Source organism: Halomonas sp. IOP_6 (assembly GCF_021151565.1).
Classification (GTDB): domain Bacteria; phylum Pseudomonadota; class Gammaproteobacteria; order Pseudomonadales; family Halomonadaceae; genus Vreelandella; species Vreelandella alkaliphila.
The window spans coordinates 360,783-375,936 of the sequence record NZ_JAIRBO010000001.1; the positions used below are offsets into that span (position 1 = coordinate 360,783).

Annotated in this window: 14 protein-coding genes; 2 read left to right on the top strand and 12 right to left on the bottom strand. The window is 52.7% G+C overall.

Annotation, left to right across the window (positions count from 1 at the left end; all coding sequences use genetic code 11):
* Positions 1–367 precede the first annotated feature (367 nt).
* The 4 genes from K7H08_RS01730 to K7H08_RS01740 form a co-directional block, all read right to left on the bottom strand.
* On the bottom strand, positions 368–1,423 hold the full coding sequence (locus K7H08_RS01730) for a GGDEF domain-containing protein (RefSeq protein ID WP_231657051.1): 1,056 nt from the start codon (positions 1,421–1,423) through the stop codon (positions 368–370).
* A gap of 98 nt (positions 1,424–1,521) precedes the next feature.
* Positions 1,522–2,034, bottom strand: a complete 513-nt coding sequence (locus K7H08_RS01735) for a hypothetical protein (protein ID WP_231657052.1) — start codon at positions 2,032–2,034, stop codon at positions 1,522–1,524.
* 183 nt (positions 2,035–2,217) lie between these two features.
* Entirely contained in the window at positions 2,218–2,343 is a 126-nt protein-coding gene (gene ccoM / locus K7H08_RS18360) for a cytochrome c oxidase subunit CcoM (protein ID WP_267900570.1), read from the bottom strand.
* 242 nt (positions 2,344–2,585) lie between these two features.
* On the bottom strand, positions 2,586–3,104 hold the full coding sequence (locus K7H08_RS01740) for an FKBP-type peptidyl-prolyl cis-trans isomerase (RefSeq protein ID WP_095603078.1): 519 nt from the start codon (positions 3,102–3,104) through the stop codon (positions 2,586–2,588).
* A gap of 118 nt (positions 3,105–3,222) precedes the next feature.
* Here K7H08_RS01740 and K7H08_RS01745 point away from each other — a divergent pair, with 118 nt between their 5' ends.
* A complete protein-coding gene (locus K7H08_RS01745) occupies positions 3,223–4,593 on the top strand; it encodes an AmpG family muropeptide MFS transporter (RefSeq protein ID WP_231657053.1) in 1,371 nt (456 codons plus the stop codon).
* Positions 4,594–4,595: 2 nt separating this feature from the next.
* On the opposite strand, the gene K7H08_RS01750 is transcribed toward K7H08_RS01745, so the two are convergent.
* Both K7H08_RS01750 and K7H08_RS01755 read right to left on the bottom strand, forming a co-directional pair.
* The gene (locus K7H08_RS01750) at positions 4,596–6,416 is read right to left on the bottom strand and encodes an SEC-C domain-containing protein (protein WP_038485004.1); all 1,821 of its coding nucleotides are present in this window, start codon (positions 6,414–6,416) and stop codon (positions 4,596–4,598) included.
* Positions 6,417–6,498: 82 nt separating this feature from the next.
* Positions 6,499–7,746 carry an ABC1 kinase family protein gene (locus K7H08_RS01755; RefSeq protein WP_231657054.1) on the bottom strand — a complete coding sequence of 416 codons (1,248 nt, stop codon included), beginning with the start codon at positions 7,744–7,746 and terminating at the stop codon, positions 6,499–6,501.
* 192 nt (positions 7,747–7,938) lie between these two features.
* Here K7H08_RS01755 and K7H08_RS01760 point away from each other — a divergent pair, with 192 nt between their 5' ends.
* Positions 7,939–9,855, top strand: a complete 1,917-nt coding sequence (locus K7H08_RS01760) for a DNA topoisomerase III (protein WP_231657055.1) — start codon at positions 7,939–7,941, stop codon at positions 9,853–9,855.
* Positions 9,856–9,957: 102 nt separating this feature from the next.
* Here the strand turns inward: K7H08_RS01760 and K7H08_RS01765 are convergent, their stop codons facing one another.
* The 6 genes from K7H08_RS01765 to K7H08_RS01790 form a co-directional block, all read right to left on the bottom strand.
* Positions 9,958–10,677: a ZIP family metal transporter gene (locus K7H08_RS01765; RefSeq protein WP_231657056.1), complete on the bottom strand. Its 720-nt coding sequence runs from the start codon at positions 10,675–10,677 to the stop codon at positions 9,958–9,960.
* Between the two features lie 53 nt (positions 10,678–10,730).
* Entirely contained in the window at positions 10,731–12,701 is a 1,971-nt protein-coding gene (locus tag K7H08_RS01770; protein ID WP_231657057.1) for a M48 family metallopeptidase, read from the bottom strand.
* A 25-nt stretch (positions 12,702–12,726) separates the two neighbouring features.
* Positions 12,727–13,320 carry a LemA family protein gene (locus K7H08_RS01775; RefSeq protein WP_038485032.1) on the bottom strand — a complete coding sequence of 198 codons (594 nt, stop codon included), beginning with the start codon at positions 13,318–13,320 and terminating at the stop codon, positions 12,727–12,729.
* Between the two features lie 141 nt (positions 13,321–13,461).
* Positions 13,462–13,947 (bottom strand): VOC family protein, encoded by a 486-nt coding sequence (locus K7H08_RS01780; protein WP_198349592.1) that lies wholly within the window; start codon positions 13,945–13,947, stop codon positions 13,462–13,464.
* 144 nt (positions 13,948–14,091) lie between these two features.
* Complete coding sequence (map, locus tag K7H08_RS01785; RefSeq protein ID WP_231657058.1) at positions 14,092–14,883, bottom strand: type I methionyl aminopeptidase; 792 nt, start codon at positions 14,881–14,883, stop codon at positions 14,092–14,094.
* Complete coding sequence (locus K7H08_RS01790; RefSeq protein ID WP_038485042.1) at positions 14,876–15,082, bottom strand: ParD-like family protein; 207 nt, start codon at positions 15,080–15,082, stop codon at positions 14,876–14,878. Before K7H08_RS01790 ends, map begins: the two co-directional genes overlap by 8 nt.
* Positions 15,083–15,154: the final 72 nt, after the last annotated feature.

Genomic DNA, 15,154 nt, shown 5'->3' on the forward strand with positions numbered 1-15,154 from the left:
ATAACGGGGTCTTGAATAGCTGGGTCTTGAATAACGGGGCCTTGAATAGCTGGGCCGCGAGTAACGTGAACGGGAATGGTGATGTTCGCGCGCTTCAGCTTGCCCCATGGAAAACATCGTAGGGGCCACGTAAAGTGCAGCGGCGCCAAGGCCTAAACTTGCTAACACTTGTCGGCGTGAACGCCGTTTATTCAGCAGGGAATCGGCTTCATTGCTCATATCAGCACTCCGGATTAATCGCTAGAAAGGTTATGAAACACTGTTTTAAAAACAATCCTAGCCCCGAAGTACACATCAAACCACTGACTGAGCGTCACTTTCCCATTGTTTACTTTTTTCAACTATACTTCAGCGTTTTGTGAAAACATTATGCAGCTGCAGTAATTTGCCAATCATTACGGCCTGCGCTCTTTACTCGGTAAAGCGCCTTATCAGCAGCTTTGTAGGCATCTGGAAAAGTGGCTTCCCCTGCGGTAAAGCGCACTGCCCCAATACTCAAGGTGACCCTTTCATTGTGCGGATGCGTGGGGTGTTTGAAATCAGCCTGCTCTAAAACAGACGTCAATTGATCACAGTAGCCAATCAATAACGCGTCATTATCACAAGGCAATACTGCGGCAAACTCATCCCCGCCTAATCGGTACAGTTTTGCTTTTGCTCCAAGTACATATTTCAATAGACTGGCTAGGCGCCGTAACAGTTGATCACCCTCTGGATGCCCCAATGAATCGTTGTACTGCTTAAAGAAGTCGATATCGACCAAGATCAAAGCAAGCGCAGCCCCTTTTTTGGCAGCGACATCCTGATGAAGCGCAATGCGGTTACCTATCCCCGTCAGCGGATCGCGCATCGCATGCTGCATCCAGGCTAGGGTTTGCTTAGTAGCGCGCTCTGTACGCCGCAACTGACGCTCATGCATTCCCCAAAACAGCAACCCTAGTGCAAAAATCACCATACTCGAATAGGTGAGAATCTGATTATGCCGCCGGGTGTTTTCAGAAAACTCATTAATTGCCATACCACGCAGGTCGAGCTGGTTCATCTCAATGTTTGTTAAACAATCAATTGGACCCAACAATTCAGCTGCGGCATCAAACGGCGTCACGGCATTTTCTTTAAGGCGCTCTGTTAGTAAATTGAGGGTTTGTAAACTCGGCTGGGTACAGCTGTACCTTTGACGATATACCTCGACATCAATTAGCCCATAGGCAAGATCGAGATTAAGCCTAACCATTTGTCGTTGTTCATCATCAAAGGGCTGTTTGCCTAACAAATGTTGCTGGGCAAGCTGTAAATATCCCCGTGACCTGGTGGCCAATTGCTGCCCTGTCAAATTGCCTGTTTGGCTGAAGTAAGCCTGTATTTCGGGATATACCCAGCGCGCCTCATAAACAATAACCACCATCAATGCCATAAAACTCATGAGGCTCAATGATAACCACGTTACATAGCGGCGCTTCCTCGCTAAAGGAGCGGGTGGTGGCAGTGGTACGGCAGGTGGAGAAGGGGGCGGCTTAGTGATCACCAACGGGCCTCAATACTTCGAATCATCCATATCCAGTCATTGAATTCACGTAAATTTTTGATATCACGCTGATCATTATAAGCCTGATCAACCAGCCGCAATGGCCCTCGCGAACGCAATGTAAGTGGCTCTCCACTCTCTGCCGTGACCATTAACCACTTAGGATCATCCCAGCCACCTAACGTCACTTCGTAATCATCCCATGTCGTAAAGTGCAATGCGGGAGGAACTTCGCCAAATTGATTAATGAGAAAGCGACGGAATTCAAGCCCATGCATCTCTAGTTCTCGGCCTTGAAAAGGATCAAATACTGGCGAGGTAATCGTAGATTGTTGACGTAACTCATTAAGAGAGAGTGCTGTGGTTTTTTCACCATTAATGACGCTTAATGCTTGAGCATAGACCGGCACTGATAGCCAGCTAAGTAATAGAAGAATACAGGCAACACTAGCTTTGGGATAATGATGAGCGCAGCAGCGTATGGCAACGATTAAAGTAACAGCATTCATGGCAAATGGCTTCCTTGCGGTACAATGCCTTATTGTACAACTAGGTACTTTACCAGACGATTAATGCGAATACTCGGAAACAGTTTTTAATCAACAAAAAAAAGCCGACCCAAATGGGCCGGCAACAGGAAGCTCGCTATTAGAAGCAAGCTCCCTCCCCTGACGACGGTCACCACAACGGCGTTAATGCTTTTTACGTTCATCCTTACGGAGGTGGTCGCGTACAATAAAACCTACCCAACCAATCATAAAAGCAATCATTAACGCGACAGTAACTAGACCGAAAATAACAGCATCATCCCAGTACATGGTGATCCCCTCCTGCCGTGATGTATGACACCATCCTAGTGCGTTAATCGCGGCAGGAAGCTGACCTGGGTCAAGCTTTTCAGCGGGGTTATTTGCGGCCCATCAGGAACTTGATATGGGTCAGTTTTTAACGCTCAAAATACGCTGCAGCTTTAAAATACACTGTCAATTTTGAGCACGCTGAAGATTTAAGGCCTGTGAAACTTAAAGTCTGTGAAACTTAAAGCCCCTAAAACTTGCTGCTAAAGCACTTTTCGATCTTCTACTTTGCTGTGTTCGGTTCCCGGCGGTAGAGGGTGGCCTTTCGCCAGCTCTGCACGGGTTGCATCACGCACATCCAGCACGTTGACTTGATAGCGAAGCGTGTGGCCTGCCAGCGGATGATTTGTATCGACCGTTACCATGTCCCCATCAATACTCATCACCGTGACAATTTGCGGGCCTGCTTCACCTTCTGTTTGGAAACGGCTACCGGGTTCAAGTGCTGCGCTGCCAAATGAGGCACGACTCACTTGTTGCACCAAGTCTTCATTACGGATGCCGTAGGCATCAGCAGGCGCAAGCGTGACACGCAGCTCATCTCCAGCGGCTTTATCTTCCAGAGCACTCTCTAAACCGGGCAAAATATTATCGTGTCCATGAAGGTACTCTAAGGGCTTATCACGCGCGTTGGAGTCATCTAGCACGCGGGTACTGCCATCGCTAAGCACATCGCTTAACACGTAGTGTAAAGTGACTACTTGATGGGCTGTAATCGACATTGAAAACTCCTCTCCGGTAAGCTATCGGCTTTGTCATGGATATCAGGCCTAGTCTACCACTGAGCGGTTTTTAGCGGGCCTCGATGCAGACGTTTTCTTTCCTGGAGTGTTAACCAATATGCCCACCCCTACTCCCCAGCGCAGCTGGCTGGATGCGTTAGGTATTTACTGTCGTGCGCCTGTCATCACCATGCTGTTTCTAGGTTTTTCTGCAGGCTTACCTTTTTTGCTGGTGTTTTCCACTCTGTCTGCATGGCTACGCAGTGACGGCGTTGAAGTGGCCGCCATTGGCTTCTTCGCCTGGATTGGCATGCTCTACTCAATCAAGTTTTTTTGGGCGCCTATCGTTGACCGACTTGCCCTGCCAATCCTGACACGCACGTTTGGCCAACGACGTGGCTGGATGCTGCTTGCCCAAGGGATGATTGCGGCAGGGCTGATTGGCTTAGCGGGAGTCAGTCCAGTAGGTAACCTAGGCTGGGTAGCAGCCTTTGCGCTGCTGGTAGCCTTTGGCTCAGCCACCCAGGATATTGCTATTGACGCGTATCGCATCGAATCCGCCGATGACGATGTACAAGCAGCGATGGCCTCTACTTACATTATCGGTTACCGCGGTGGGCTATTAGCGGCAGGTGCCGGGGCGCTGTATGTGGCATCAGCGATTTCCTGGAACGCAGCGTACCTCTGCATGGCCGCGCTTGTGGGCATTGGCGTGCTCACCGTGCTGATTCGACCTGAACCAAAGCGCGCATCGTTGACGGTTCAGCTCATTCACGAACCCAAGGTACGCGCCTTCATTCGTGCCAGCCGTGGCCAACCGAAAGTTTTGCGACGTCTAGGTGCTTGGGTGATTGGTGCCATTGTGTGCCCTTTCACCGACTTCTTCCGCCGCTACGGGGTGAAGGCGTTGGGCATTTTAATCTTTATCGCGGTGTTCCGAATTAGCGACCTTGCCATGGCCTCTATGGCAAATCCGCTATATATCGATTTAGGCTTTTCGCTGGCCACCATCGCCAACGTCACCAATATTTTTGGTATTGCCATGAGTATAACGGGGGGCATTCTTGGCGGCTTGCTGGTTGCTCGCTACGGCATTGGGCCACTGCTGGTCATTGGCGCTGGCTTTGTCATGGTGACCAACCTGCTGTTTGCCGCGTTAGCGTTGATAGGCAACCAACTTCCCATGCTGGTCGTCACCATTATTGGCGATAATCTTGCCAATGGCTTAGCCAGCGCTGTCTTTATCGCGTTTCTTTCCAGCTTAACGTCGCGGGCTTATACCGCCACCCAATACGCACTGTTTTCGTCGCTAATGACGTTACCAGGGAAGTTTCTGAGCGGTTTTGGCGGGCTGGTTGTCACGGCTCAGGGATACGCCACTTTCTTCGTAGTGGCCACTCTGCTCGGTTTACCCGCCATTCTGCTAGCCATCTGGATCAGCCGAGATAAGCAGTTGGTGCCTACCCCAGTGATCGCAGAGGCAAAATAAAGTTAGCGGTGATCCGCTAACCACGCCAGCGCGCCTGGCGTGGTGCGCCACTGGTCACGCATCAAGGTACGATACTGCCACGCTTCCGCACGGGAGCCAGGATCGACTTGCCCATCCGCGTGAGGCATTGAAGGCCGCGGGTTCTCGGCACATAACAGCTCTATCGCATAGCGATTATGAGCGACCACATCCGCCAGCGCTGCTTCAGCGGCATCGTGCTTTTCCAATCGATACAGCGCCAGCGTACGACCCATTAATAAACCCAACTCTAAAGAGCCATCGTCTTTTTGGGGCTCATCAGTAAGCGCTAGCGCTTCTTCATTGCGGTCATCACGCAGCAATTGGTCAAGTACCAACTCTCTTAAGCCAAGGCTATCTTCCTGGTCTATGGCTAGCAGCTCTTCAGCCAACTCGCGGGAGTGCTGGCGCGCGCCGCGCTCCATGCCCACCACCAGCGCAAGGCCGGTGCGCAGCAGCATGGCGTTATCGGCGTCGTCCCAACACAAGCTGCCGTCACCAGCTGCACGGGCCTGCTCAAGCCAGCGAGAAAGGCGCAGTGCCAGCGGTTCCAGCAGGCTCGGCGCCATCCATGGCAGGCTACCAAAGCGGCTGGTCAGTGCTAACGTTACATCTTGCACTACCTGGGGGGCATCTAACCATTCTGGGTGAGCACATAGCTCAGACATCCACTCTATCGCGTTGCCCCACGGATCATCGCGAAAGCCCAAGGCGACCTCTTCATCGACCATGACCTGAAACTGTTCGTGCCAAGCCGCAAACAGGGTTTCTTCACGAGCAGTGGTGGTGTAGTGCAACCTACCGGAATCGGCATCTTGTTCAATGGTCAGCTTCGGTGCGATTGGGAGTGCAGCCAACAGCGCCTGTAGCGATACTAGCGGCGTCGCCATATCTTCTTCGGCGCTCAACAGCTGGTCGGCCAAAGTGGCACCAGGATTTTCAGCCAGAGCTGCCAGGAATTCGAGCTGCTCTTCATCCAAGTCGCCCTGGCGAACCAAGCGGCGGTACCAGAAGTTAGCTCGCTCTTTGGCCTCTTCCTCATGACCTTCATGCAGCAGCAACATGGCTTCAATGTAGGCTAGCGTCGGAGAATCCGGTAGCGCCTGCTGGGCTTTTACGAACGCAGCGCGGGCGCTGTCCAAGTCGTCGTTATCCAGGTGCATGAGGCACAACCGCTCAAGCGCCACGCCGCGCAAAAACAGTGGGCCGCGCTCCATAACATCATCAAGCAGGTCAGCACGCTTACGGGTAAAGCCACGCTCTTGATAGATATCTAACAGAATTTCAAACGCAGGCTCGGCCTGCTCCGGCAAGCGCGACCAATCACTACCGTCGAACAGTGACTCAAGAATCTGCATTGAACGACCGGTTTGACCGCTTTCAGCAGCAATTAGCCCGGCTTCTAATAACGCCTGGGCAGGTGCTTGCTGACTTTCCAGCGCTGCTTTCAACGTAGCGCCTTTCCACTCACGCAGGGAAAGCATCCACATCATCTGCTCAGGAATATCCGTGGGGAAGTCAACGCGGTAGCAGCACTGTTTGAATTTACGCCCTGAATCACACCAGCAAGGCTCGTTACGCCCTGGTGTGGCCAATGGTTCGTTCGCAAAATTAAGCCGCTCTAGCGGCGTTTGCGACCATAAAATAGGCGCAAGCGCCTGGGCAGTTGCCACATCGCCATTAAACGAATCTGCGCCTTCGGCACGTACCCAGGTCATAAAATCGGGGTAGTGTTCCTGTTTCCTAATTGCCGAGAGTGCCCCAGAGGCAAATCCCAGCAGTTGATCGACCCATACCGCCAGCATTGCCGTCTCCACTGTCTTCAAAACGCGATTGAAAAGCGCAATAGTCTAGCATGACAGGCAGCTCTCCCGCAGCGGCAATTAGTTAGGGTCTACGCGCCCAGGCTAGCAGCGGCTCGGTGCGCGTATGCATATCCAGACGCGCTTTCAGACGTACCAAGTTCCAATAGTGCCCATTCAGCGCCCGGGAGAGCAGCAAGGTATCCGCAGGCGGTTGCAGCCGATCCATGGCAGCCCACACTTTGGGCGTTAGCTCGCGCAGGCGGCGGTGTACCCGCACATCGCTGAAATCCTGCTCACCAGGGAAAAATAGTGGCGACACGCACTCAGCGGACTCTCGATAAAGTGCCAGCGGCGCGCCCTGCCCCTGGCGGCCGCCCATTTTCATTAACGCATCATCCATTGCCATCGGGTCTTGCGCCAAGGTGGCATCTAATAGCTGCATCATGGCTTTTAGACGCGCTTCGGGCACAGGTATGACCGCACCAAAATCGTAGATGATCAAGCGACCTTCAGCATCCGCCGCAAAGTTACCGGCGTGGGGGTCGGCATGCAGCTCACCGTAGGTAAACAGCTCCTCGGTAATCCAATCAGCCAACGCCACGGCCACTTTCTGACGAGTGCCATCATCGGTGCTTTCTAAATCCCGCAGCGGTGTACCGTCTACAAAGCGCATAGCAAGGACATGCTGGCCAGATAGCTCAAAAAGTGGTTCGGGTATGACCAACTGAGGGTTATCCTGATACCGCTCGCGATAGCGAGCCAGCGCCCGTGCTTCGGCGTGATAATCCAGCTCTTCACGCAGCCCCGCCGCCAACTCTTCAAACAGCGCATCCAAGCGCGCTTGAGGCACTTTGAACCAGCGGCCCAAGCTCATGATCCGTTTGACCTGCTTAAGATCGCTTTCCAACACATCCGCAAGTCCAGGGTACTGCACTTTCAGCACCACGGTTTCACCTGCATGAGTTACTGCTTTATGCACCTGCCCCATGGAAGCACTGGCAAACGGACGCTCTTCTATATCGCTAAAGTACTGATCAATATCGCCGTACTGCAGTAGCAACGCTTCATGGATACGCGGCCAAGGCATTGGCTCTGCTTGACGCTGCAAGCGAGCAAGCTCATTAGCTAGGTCTGGGGGCAGCAGGTCATCCCACTGGGACATAATTTGCGCTAGCTTCATGGCCGGACCTTTCAGCTCCGAAAGCCCTTCAAACAGCGCTTCACCAAGCGCCCGCCAATCAGCTTGACCACCTAGACGAGTTTTCAGCAGCGCCCCGCCAGTGCGGGCACCCAGACCCAATAAACGTCGTGTTCTGCCGCGCTCGCGCATGGAAATCGCCTCATTAATTGCTTTTTGACAGCTTACTCAATTTGTTAATTTTATACAAAAACTATACACAGAAATAAATTCATCCATCTACAAAACAACTCACTAGCCATCTAACACACAAGCCAGACACTAACCTGTTGCCGGTTCTGCTAAGATGGCAACTTGTTGTTATCAGACAGGGCTAGACACTGTATGCGCTTGATTATCGCCGAGAAACCCAGCCTTGCACGGGCCATAGCCGACGCGCTGCCCGGCAGCGCAAAACGCCAGGAAGGCGCAATGGTCTGCGGCGACACCACCGTCACTTGGTGCCTGGGCCACTTGCTAGAACAAGCCCCGCCCGAAGCCTACGATCCTGCCGATAAACAGTGGCGGCTAGATCGGCTACCCATTGTGCCGCAGCAGTGGAAACTGATGCCGCGCCCCAAGGCGCGAGGGCAACTGGCAGTGATTCGCAAGCTGATTAAGCAGGCCACTAGCGTGGTGCACGCTGGCGATCCAGACCGCGAAGGCCAGCTACTGGTGCAGGAAGTAATTGAGTACATGAAGTATCGCGGCCCCGTTCAGAGGCTGCTGATCAGTGACCTTAACAAACCCGCCGTGAGCCGTGCGCTGGCCAAGCTGCGCTCCAATATGGAATACCAGCCGCTGTTTCAAGCGGCCCAGGCGCGCTCGCGTGCTGACTGGCTGTATGGCATTAATTTAACCCGCGCCTGGACACTTACCGGCCGCCAAGCGGGACATGACGGCGTGCTTTCCGTTGGCCGTGTGCAAACACCAGTACTCGGGTTGATCGTGCGCCGCGACAATGCCATTCGTGATTTCAAGCCTCACCCGTTCTACCCGCTATGGGTGGATTTACAGGTGGCCCAAGGTCAGCTGCGCGCCTGGTGGGCACCCAAAGAGCACCAGCCCTTAGATGAACAAGGGCGGCTGATCGATCGCACTCCCGCCGATGCCTTAGCAGCACAGCTTCCCGGCGCACGGGGCACCCTAACCACCCTCGATCAACAGGAAAAGCGCCAAGCGCCGCCGCTACCCTATTCGCTTTCCGCGTTACAAGTAGACGCCGCGCGCCGCCACGGGCTCTCCGCACAGATGGTGCTGGATATTTGCCAGCGGCTTTATGAACAGCACAAGTTAATCACCTACCCTCGCTCCGACTGCCGCTACCTGCCCGAAGAGCATCTAGCGCTGGCCCAGCGTAGCTTGAGCAGCGCCTGCCAAAACGATGACACGCTGCGTCAGTGGCTGGGTGGTGCTGACTTTACCCTGCGCTCAAAAGCCTGGAACGACAAACAGGTAGGCGCGCACCATGCCCTAGCGCCCACCGGCAAGCCTGCAGACTTTAGCCAACTTTCCGCCACTGAAGGCCATGTATTTCGGTTAATTGTGCGCAATGTGATGGCGCAGTTTTATCGGCCGCTGCGCACCTTTGAGGTGAAAGCAGAGTTCACCCTGCTAGATGAAGCTTTCCGTGCCCGCGGCCAGAGCATTCTTGATCACGGTTGGAAGCCACTCTTCACCACCCGCGACGAAACTCCGCCGCTACCGCCGCTCACTCAGGGGGAAGCCTGCCAAGCGCTTGGCGCAGGCGTTGAGGAGAAAGAAACTCGCCCGCCGGAACCATTCACTGATGCCAGCTTGATTAAAGCGATGATGAACATTGGCCGCTACGTAGATGACCCTAACGTGCGCCGCACGCTGCGTGACACCGATGGCCTTGGCACCGAAGCAACCCGTGCAGGTATTATTGAAACGCTGGTGCAGCGTGGCTACTTAGTGCGGCAGCAAAAAGCCCTGCGTGCCACTAAACTCGGCTGCGCGCTGATTGCCGCCTTGCCAAGCGCCGTAAGCACGCCAGAACGCACTGCGCTTTGGGAACAGCGGCTTAGGGCGATCTCAGAACAGCAGGATGACCCCGGCGCGTTTCAGCAAGCACTCCTGGATGATCTACGTGGCCTACTCACCCACAGCGATGCGGCCAAGCTGAGACACAGCCTACAAACTGCCCAAGGTGAGGCCGGAGGCCCAGCAAAACGTGCAACTAAGCCAAGAAAAAGCTATCCGAAAAGGAAAAATGCTGGGGCCAGAAAGAAGACGAGCTAAAAGAAAGCTTATAAGCGCACATTGCTTACTTGACGCTGATAGATGAGTTACAGGAGACCGCTTGAGATCATCTCAATTGATCACAACTCATAGCTGACTTTATTAGCCACCAGCAATCATCATATTGCCGACTAAACCGAGCAAGAAGCCAGTAACTGCTCCCACTGCAGGCATGCTTTGATGTACAAGCTTAGATTCTGGTGCAATATCCTGGAAAACTAAGTAAAGAATTCCCGCACTGGCGAACAGCATTAAAGCGCCCATCAACTCGTCATACTGGGACAGCAAATAATACCCTGTGGCGGCAGAGGCAGGACCTACTAACGCTAAACCGCTAAAAGCTAGCACGATTTTATTTGGTGAGAGTTGAGAGTTACTACTTAACTCCTCAAAGGCATTAAACCCTTCCGGTAAGTTTTGCAAAACCATTAGCAGCGCCAGCAATAAGCCAGCGCTTCCTCCAGCGGCGAAGGCTGCGCCTAAAGCAATGGCTTCTGGAACAAAATCAGAAAGCATCGCAACCAGTTGACCAACAGAGCTGTTCAGCCTACTTAAAAAAGCATCCAAAAGATAAAAGCACACCCCTCCCGCGGCAAAGCACAACGCGGCCAATAAAGGAGACAGCTTGCTCGCTCCCTCAGGAACTAGCACCAAAGCGACTGCCGATATAAGCGCCCCCCCGCCAAAAGCAATGATGAAATGCCGCCAAGAAGCACCCAAGCAATAGGGGTGCACAAGATCAAGCCGAGCGAGCAATGCCCCCGTGGGCATTGCCGCGCCAGCCAGCAATGATAATAATAAGATATAGGTAATTTCAGTCATCGATATTGGCTATCACTTTTCTTATAGACCTTAATATTCAAACAATACTCTCTCTACTTTACAGAACTTGATAACTCGTCCGACAGCAGTGGCGGCATCGGGCAGTCGAGAATATCGGCTATTACCCGGAACAACTCAGCTTCGGCTGGGCGAATATGCCCGCTATGCTCAATGCAGCGCGCCATGGCTTGCAGAAGAACGGGCTTTTGCAACGGCTTCAAGCGTCGTAAACGTTCCACGGCTAAGCTTAATGCCCGCATATCACTTACTTCGTCAGTGGCAGATAAGGCGAACGGCAGCTCGCTTTCCGCTGCATGCAGCGCTGCGCTAATCTCTTCAGGATTATCCTGGCCAGCTGCTGCCAACACACTGAGTAGGCGCTGACACTCTCGCTGCAAATCACTGAGTTTAAGATGAGAGAGCCCGCTGTACTTTTCGCCCAGATTGTTCAACAGCAGTTGATACAGCGCCCATTCAAACAAGCTGACGTGGCCATCCGCGTTGATTAATTGCTCCATACAGAGGCGAAAGTGCTGAGCCTGTTCCACGGACAGCGACTTTAAGGCTGGTAGTGCCAACTCAACCAGCGGTAGACGTAACTCGATATTCAGCCTCAATACCTCGGAACCAATGTCCATCAGCGCTTGATAAGTATCTGGCAAGGCAATTTGTTGTAATGCATCTAACTGCTGCTCACGAACTGACGGTTCATCACTTAGCAGTAGTGCATAAATTAACGCACGGGCGGTATAGGGTTCATGGGCCGCAGTTTTGATTTGTTCTGGCAGCGCATTTAGCGTTTCCCTTGCTTGCGCCAGGTGGCGTTGACTGGGCTGGCCGATGGCGTTAATGGCCGTTTGAGCAGAAGCCGCGGTTAATACAGCAGCCAACGTCCCTCTGCTTAGCTTCGCATCAGAACGGTCTTTACTGCCATCTTCACTATCATCTTCATTATCTACTGAACCAGGGGCGTCATGATCAGTTTGCTGCGGGGGCCAGCGAGCCTCGAAGCGACCATCCCAGTCTGGCATTACCCGCTGAATACGCTCTTTTAGTGGCGGGTGGGTCGCCATCATACGCGTAAATCCCAGCTTGATGCCCTGGCCGAAAAACAGGTGGCTGAATTCGGCTGCCTGTGGCGCTTTCAGGTAGGAACCCTGGCTATGCGAGCCAATCTTGACCAGCGCATTACCAATGCCATAGGGGTTACGAGTGAACTGTACTGCGGAAGCATCCGCCAGATATTCGCGCTGACGGCTGACCGCTGACTTAATCAGATTGCCAAAAAAGGTGCCCGCATAGCCGACCACCATTAGCGCCGCTCCCAACCCCAAAATTACCGCCGCTGAGTTGTTACGTTTACTGCCCCCGGCACGCCGATAGCGCATGCTACGTAGCAAAGTACCGCCCAATAGCCCAATCAGCAGAATACCGTGGAGGATGCTGACCAAGCGTATGTTTAGCCGCATGTCGCCGTACAGAATATGGCTAAACTCATGCGCGACGACCCCCTGCAACTCTTCCCGTGTCAAGTTGCGAATGGTGCCACGGGTAATACCGATCACCGCATCAGTGGTTTGGTACCCTGCCGCAAAAGCATTAATGCCCTCTTCCTCTACAACATAAACGGAAGGCACCGGCGTGCCCGATGCAATGGCCATTTCTTCAACGACATTGAGAATGCGGCGTTCATCGGGGTCATGGGTCGTTAGATTAATCTCGCGCCCGCCGAGCGCTTCTGCGACTGCCCGGCCACCACCACTTAGCTGACGTTGTTTGAATAGGCCGCCTAGCACCACAACAGCCAGCACCCCGACAGCCACACCAGCAACTAGCTGAAATGAGAGCGCGGACCACACTCCCTGCGCCGAAAGGCTGGTTTGTTCTGCGCCACCCATCAGCTGCAAGGCGATGGCAACCACCAATGTCGTCACGGCAACCAACGCCAGCACTGCGAGTACCAGCAAGACAACCAGATGCCAGGTTTTGCGCCGAGCGTGTTCCTGAGCAGTAAAAAAATCCATCTAATCCTGGCTCCTGCGCAGTAGCTTAGAACGACACTTTGGGTGCCACCTGGATCTGGGCGCTGTCTTCAAATTCTAGCAATGAGGCATCTTGGCCATGCCCAAACATGCCAGCCACCGCCACTGGAGGGAAGCTCTGCCGATAAGTGTTGTAGTGCATTACCGCATCGTTGAATGACTGACGGGCAAAAGCCACCTTGTTTTCCGTGCTGGTGAGCTCTTCTGACAACTGCATCATATTTTGCGAAGCTTTTAGGTCTGGGTAAGCTTCCATGACGACATTGAGCCGTCCCATCGCTTGAGTTAGCGCACCTTCAGCACCACCAAGATCAGCAATCGCTTTGGCGCTACCAGGGTTCGCCGCCGCCGCTTTAAGGCCGGCCACTGCCGTGTTACGAGCCTCAATGACCGACTGCAGCGTTTCCCGCTCATGGCTCAGATAGCCTTTGGCGGTCTCTACCAGGTTAGGAATTAGGTCATGCCGCCGCTTAAGTTGTACTTCAATCTGGGCAAAGGCGTTCTCAAAGCGATTTTTCAACGAAACAAGACGGTTATAGATTCCGATAACGTAAAACGCGATAACGGCGACGACTACCAAAACAATGATGAGTGTCAGCATTTGGGTCCATCCTTAGAGTTAGCGGGAAAGTGCTAGCGAAAAAATAATAGCAGTTGAGCGTCAGATGCGTATTAACGAAAGCGCGCATTTGGTCGCACAACAGACGTGCTGCCAGCCATTCGATCGGCCATCGCAAACTCATCACCCCTTAAGCGCTGCCTCGATCTCAGCAATGTTGATTTTTCTCATTTGCATCATCGCATCAAAAGCACGCTTAGCGGTGTTAGGGTCGGGATTGGTAATCGCGTTCATTAGTACCGCCGGTGTTATCTGCCAAGATACGCCCCATTTATCCTTACACCAGCCACAGGCACTTTCTTCACCACCGTTGCTAACAATGGCATGCCAATAGTGATCCGTTTCGGCTTGGTCATTCGTTGAGACTTGAAAAGAGAACGCCTCATTGTGTGTGACCGCTGGCCCACCGTTGAGCCCAAGGCACGGAATGCCCATCACGGAAAACTCGACGGTTAATACATCCCCTTGTTTACCCGACGGAAAGTCTCCCGGTGCATAATGAACGGCCTTAATGAACGAATCAGGAAAGGTGTCAGCGTAAAAGCGTGCTGCCTCTTCTGCGCGACCATCGTACCAAAGGCAAATAGTGTTCTTTGCGAAGGTTGTCATGAGGTTTCTCCAAGATATGCGTACCTAATAGCACCTAGGTTTTCAGCTTAACGCATCTGATATGCTTCGCCAGAAGGGATTTGAGAGGATGAAATACGCTGGTGAATGGTGAATGGTGAATGGTGAATGGCGAATGGTGAAGGGTTATTGGTTAATAGGCGTAGGGATGGTTTCATCGTCGCGAAGTGTTAACACTTCAAAACCGGATGAGGTGACCGCAATCGTGTGCTCCCACTGTGCAGACAACTTCTTGTCACTGGTAACCACTGTCCAGCCATCTTTCTTGGTTTTTATCTTGGCTTTCCCCTGGTTAACCATCGGTTCTATGGTAAATACCATACCCTCTTGTAAAACAAGCCCTTTGCCCTTCCTCCCATAATGCAACACCTGGGGCTCTTCGTGCATTTCTCGGCCAATTCCATGCCCACAATACTCACGAACGATAGAGTAGCCCTGTTTTTCAGCATATTGCTGGATCGCGTAACCAACATCACCTAACGTTGCGCCAGGCTTAACCGCTTGTATCCCATGCCACATGGACTCGTAGGTTTTATCGACCAGCCGCTTGGCATAGGGCTTTACATCTCCAAGAAGGTACATCTTGCTTGAATCTGCGATAAACCCGCCCTTCTCTAAGGTAATATCGACATTAACGATATCGCCTGACTTAAGTTTTTGTGTTTCAGATGGAATGCCATGACAAACCACATGGTTAACTGACGCGTTCAACACATACTGATAGCCATACTGCCCCTTGCTGGCAGGACGAGCCTGTAACTGGTCAACGATATAACGCTCGGCCCAATGATTAATATCCATCGTGGAGATGCCGGGCACTATTTGTTTATCGAGATAACTGAAAACTGATGCGAGTAGCCGCCCAGCCTCGCGCATTACGCGTAGTTCCTCTGCACTTTTCAGCGTTACCTTAGCCACCAATCACCTTCCTTAGATCGACATCGGCTTGCTGCATTTGGTCACGCATAATTTCAGAGAAGGTCATGCCCGGATTAGCCTCCGCGAGCATACCTACTTTTATCCAATACTCAGCCTGCGCATTGATGGAACGCACCATCACCGAACTAGCCTTTCGCACGTCTTCGTGTAGCTGATCATTAATTTTCACGATCCCCATAGCGCTCTCTCAAAATATACGAAATGAATATGAAACATATACGAATCATATATCACCAAACATTGAGCGACA

Coding starts and splice junctions, on each gene's coding strand:
- K7H08_RS01760 (WP_231657055.1), top strand. CDS start 7,939: ATGCGCTTGATTATCGCCGAGAAACCCAGCCTTGCACGGGCCATAGCC.
- ccoM (WP_267900570.1), bottom strand. CDS start 2,343: ATGTACTGGGATGATGCTGTTATTTTCGGTCTAGTTACTGTCGCGTTA.
- K7H08_RS01745 (WP_231657053.1), top strand. CDS start 3,223: ATGCCCACCCCTACTCCCCAGCGCAGCTGGCTGGATGCGTTAGGTATT.
- K7H08_RS01765 (WP_231657056.1), bottom strand. CDS start 10,677: ATGACTGAAATTACCTATATCTTATTATTATCATTGCTGGCTGGCGCG.
- K7H08_RS01780 (WP_198349592.1), bottom strand. CDS start 13,947: ATGACAACCTTCGCAAAGAACACTATTTGCCTTTGGTACGATGGTCGC.
- K7H08_RS01750 (WP_038485004.1), bottom strand. CDS start 6,416: ATGCTGGCGGTATGGGTCGATCAACTGCTGGGATTTGCCTCTGGGGCA.
- K7H08_RS01730 (WP_231657051.1), bottom strand. CDS start 1,423: ATGAGTTTTATGGCATTGATGGTGGTTATTGTTTATGAGGCGCGCTGG.
- K7H08_RS01790 (WP_038485042.1), bottom strand. CDS start 15,082: ATGGGGATCGTGAAAATTAATGATCAGCTACACGAAGACGTGCGAAAG.
- K7H08_RS01770 (WP_231657057.1), bottom strand. CDS start 12,701: ATGGATTTTTTTACTGCTCAGGAACACGCTCGGCGCAAAACCTGGCAT.
- K7H08_RS01740 (WP_095603078.1), bottom strand. CDS start 3,104: ATGTCGATTACAGCCCATCAAGTAGTCACTTTACACTACGTGTTAAGC.
- K7H08_RS01775 (WP_038485032.1), bottom strand. CDS start 13,320: ATGCTGACACTCATCATTGTTTTGGTAGTCGTCGCCGTTATCGCGTTT.
- K7H08_RS01755 (WP_231657054.1), bottom strand. CDS start 7,746: ATGCGCGAGCGCGGCAGAACACGACGTTTATTGGGTCTGGGTGCCCGC.
- K7H08_RS01735 (WP_231657052.1), bottom strand. CDS start 2,034: ATGAATGCTGTTACTTTAATCGTTGCCATACGCTGCTGCGCTCATCAT.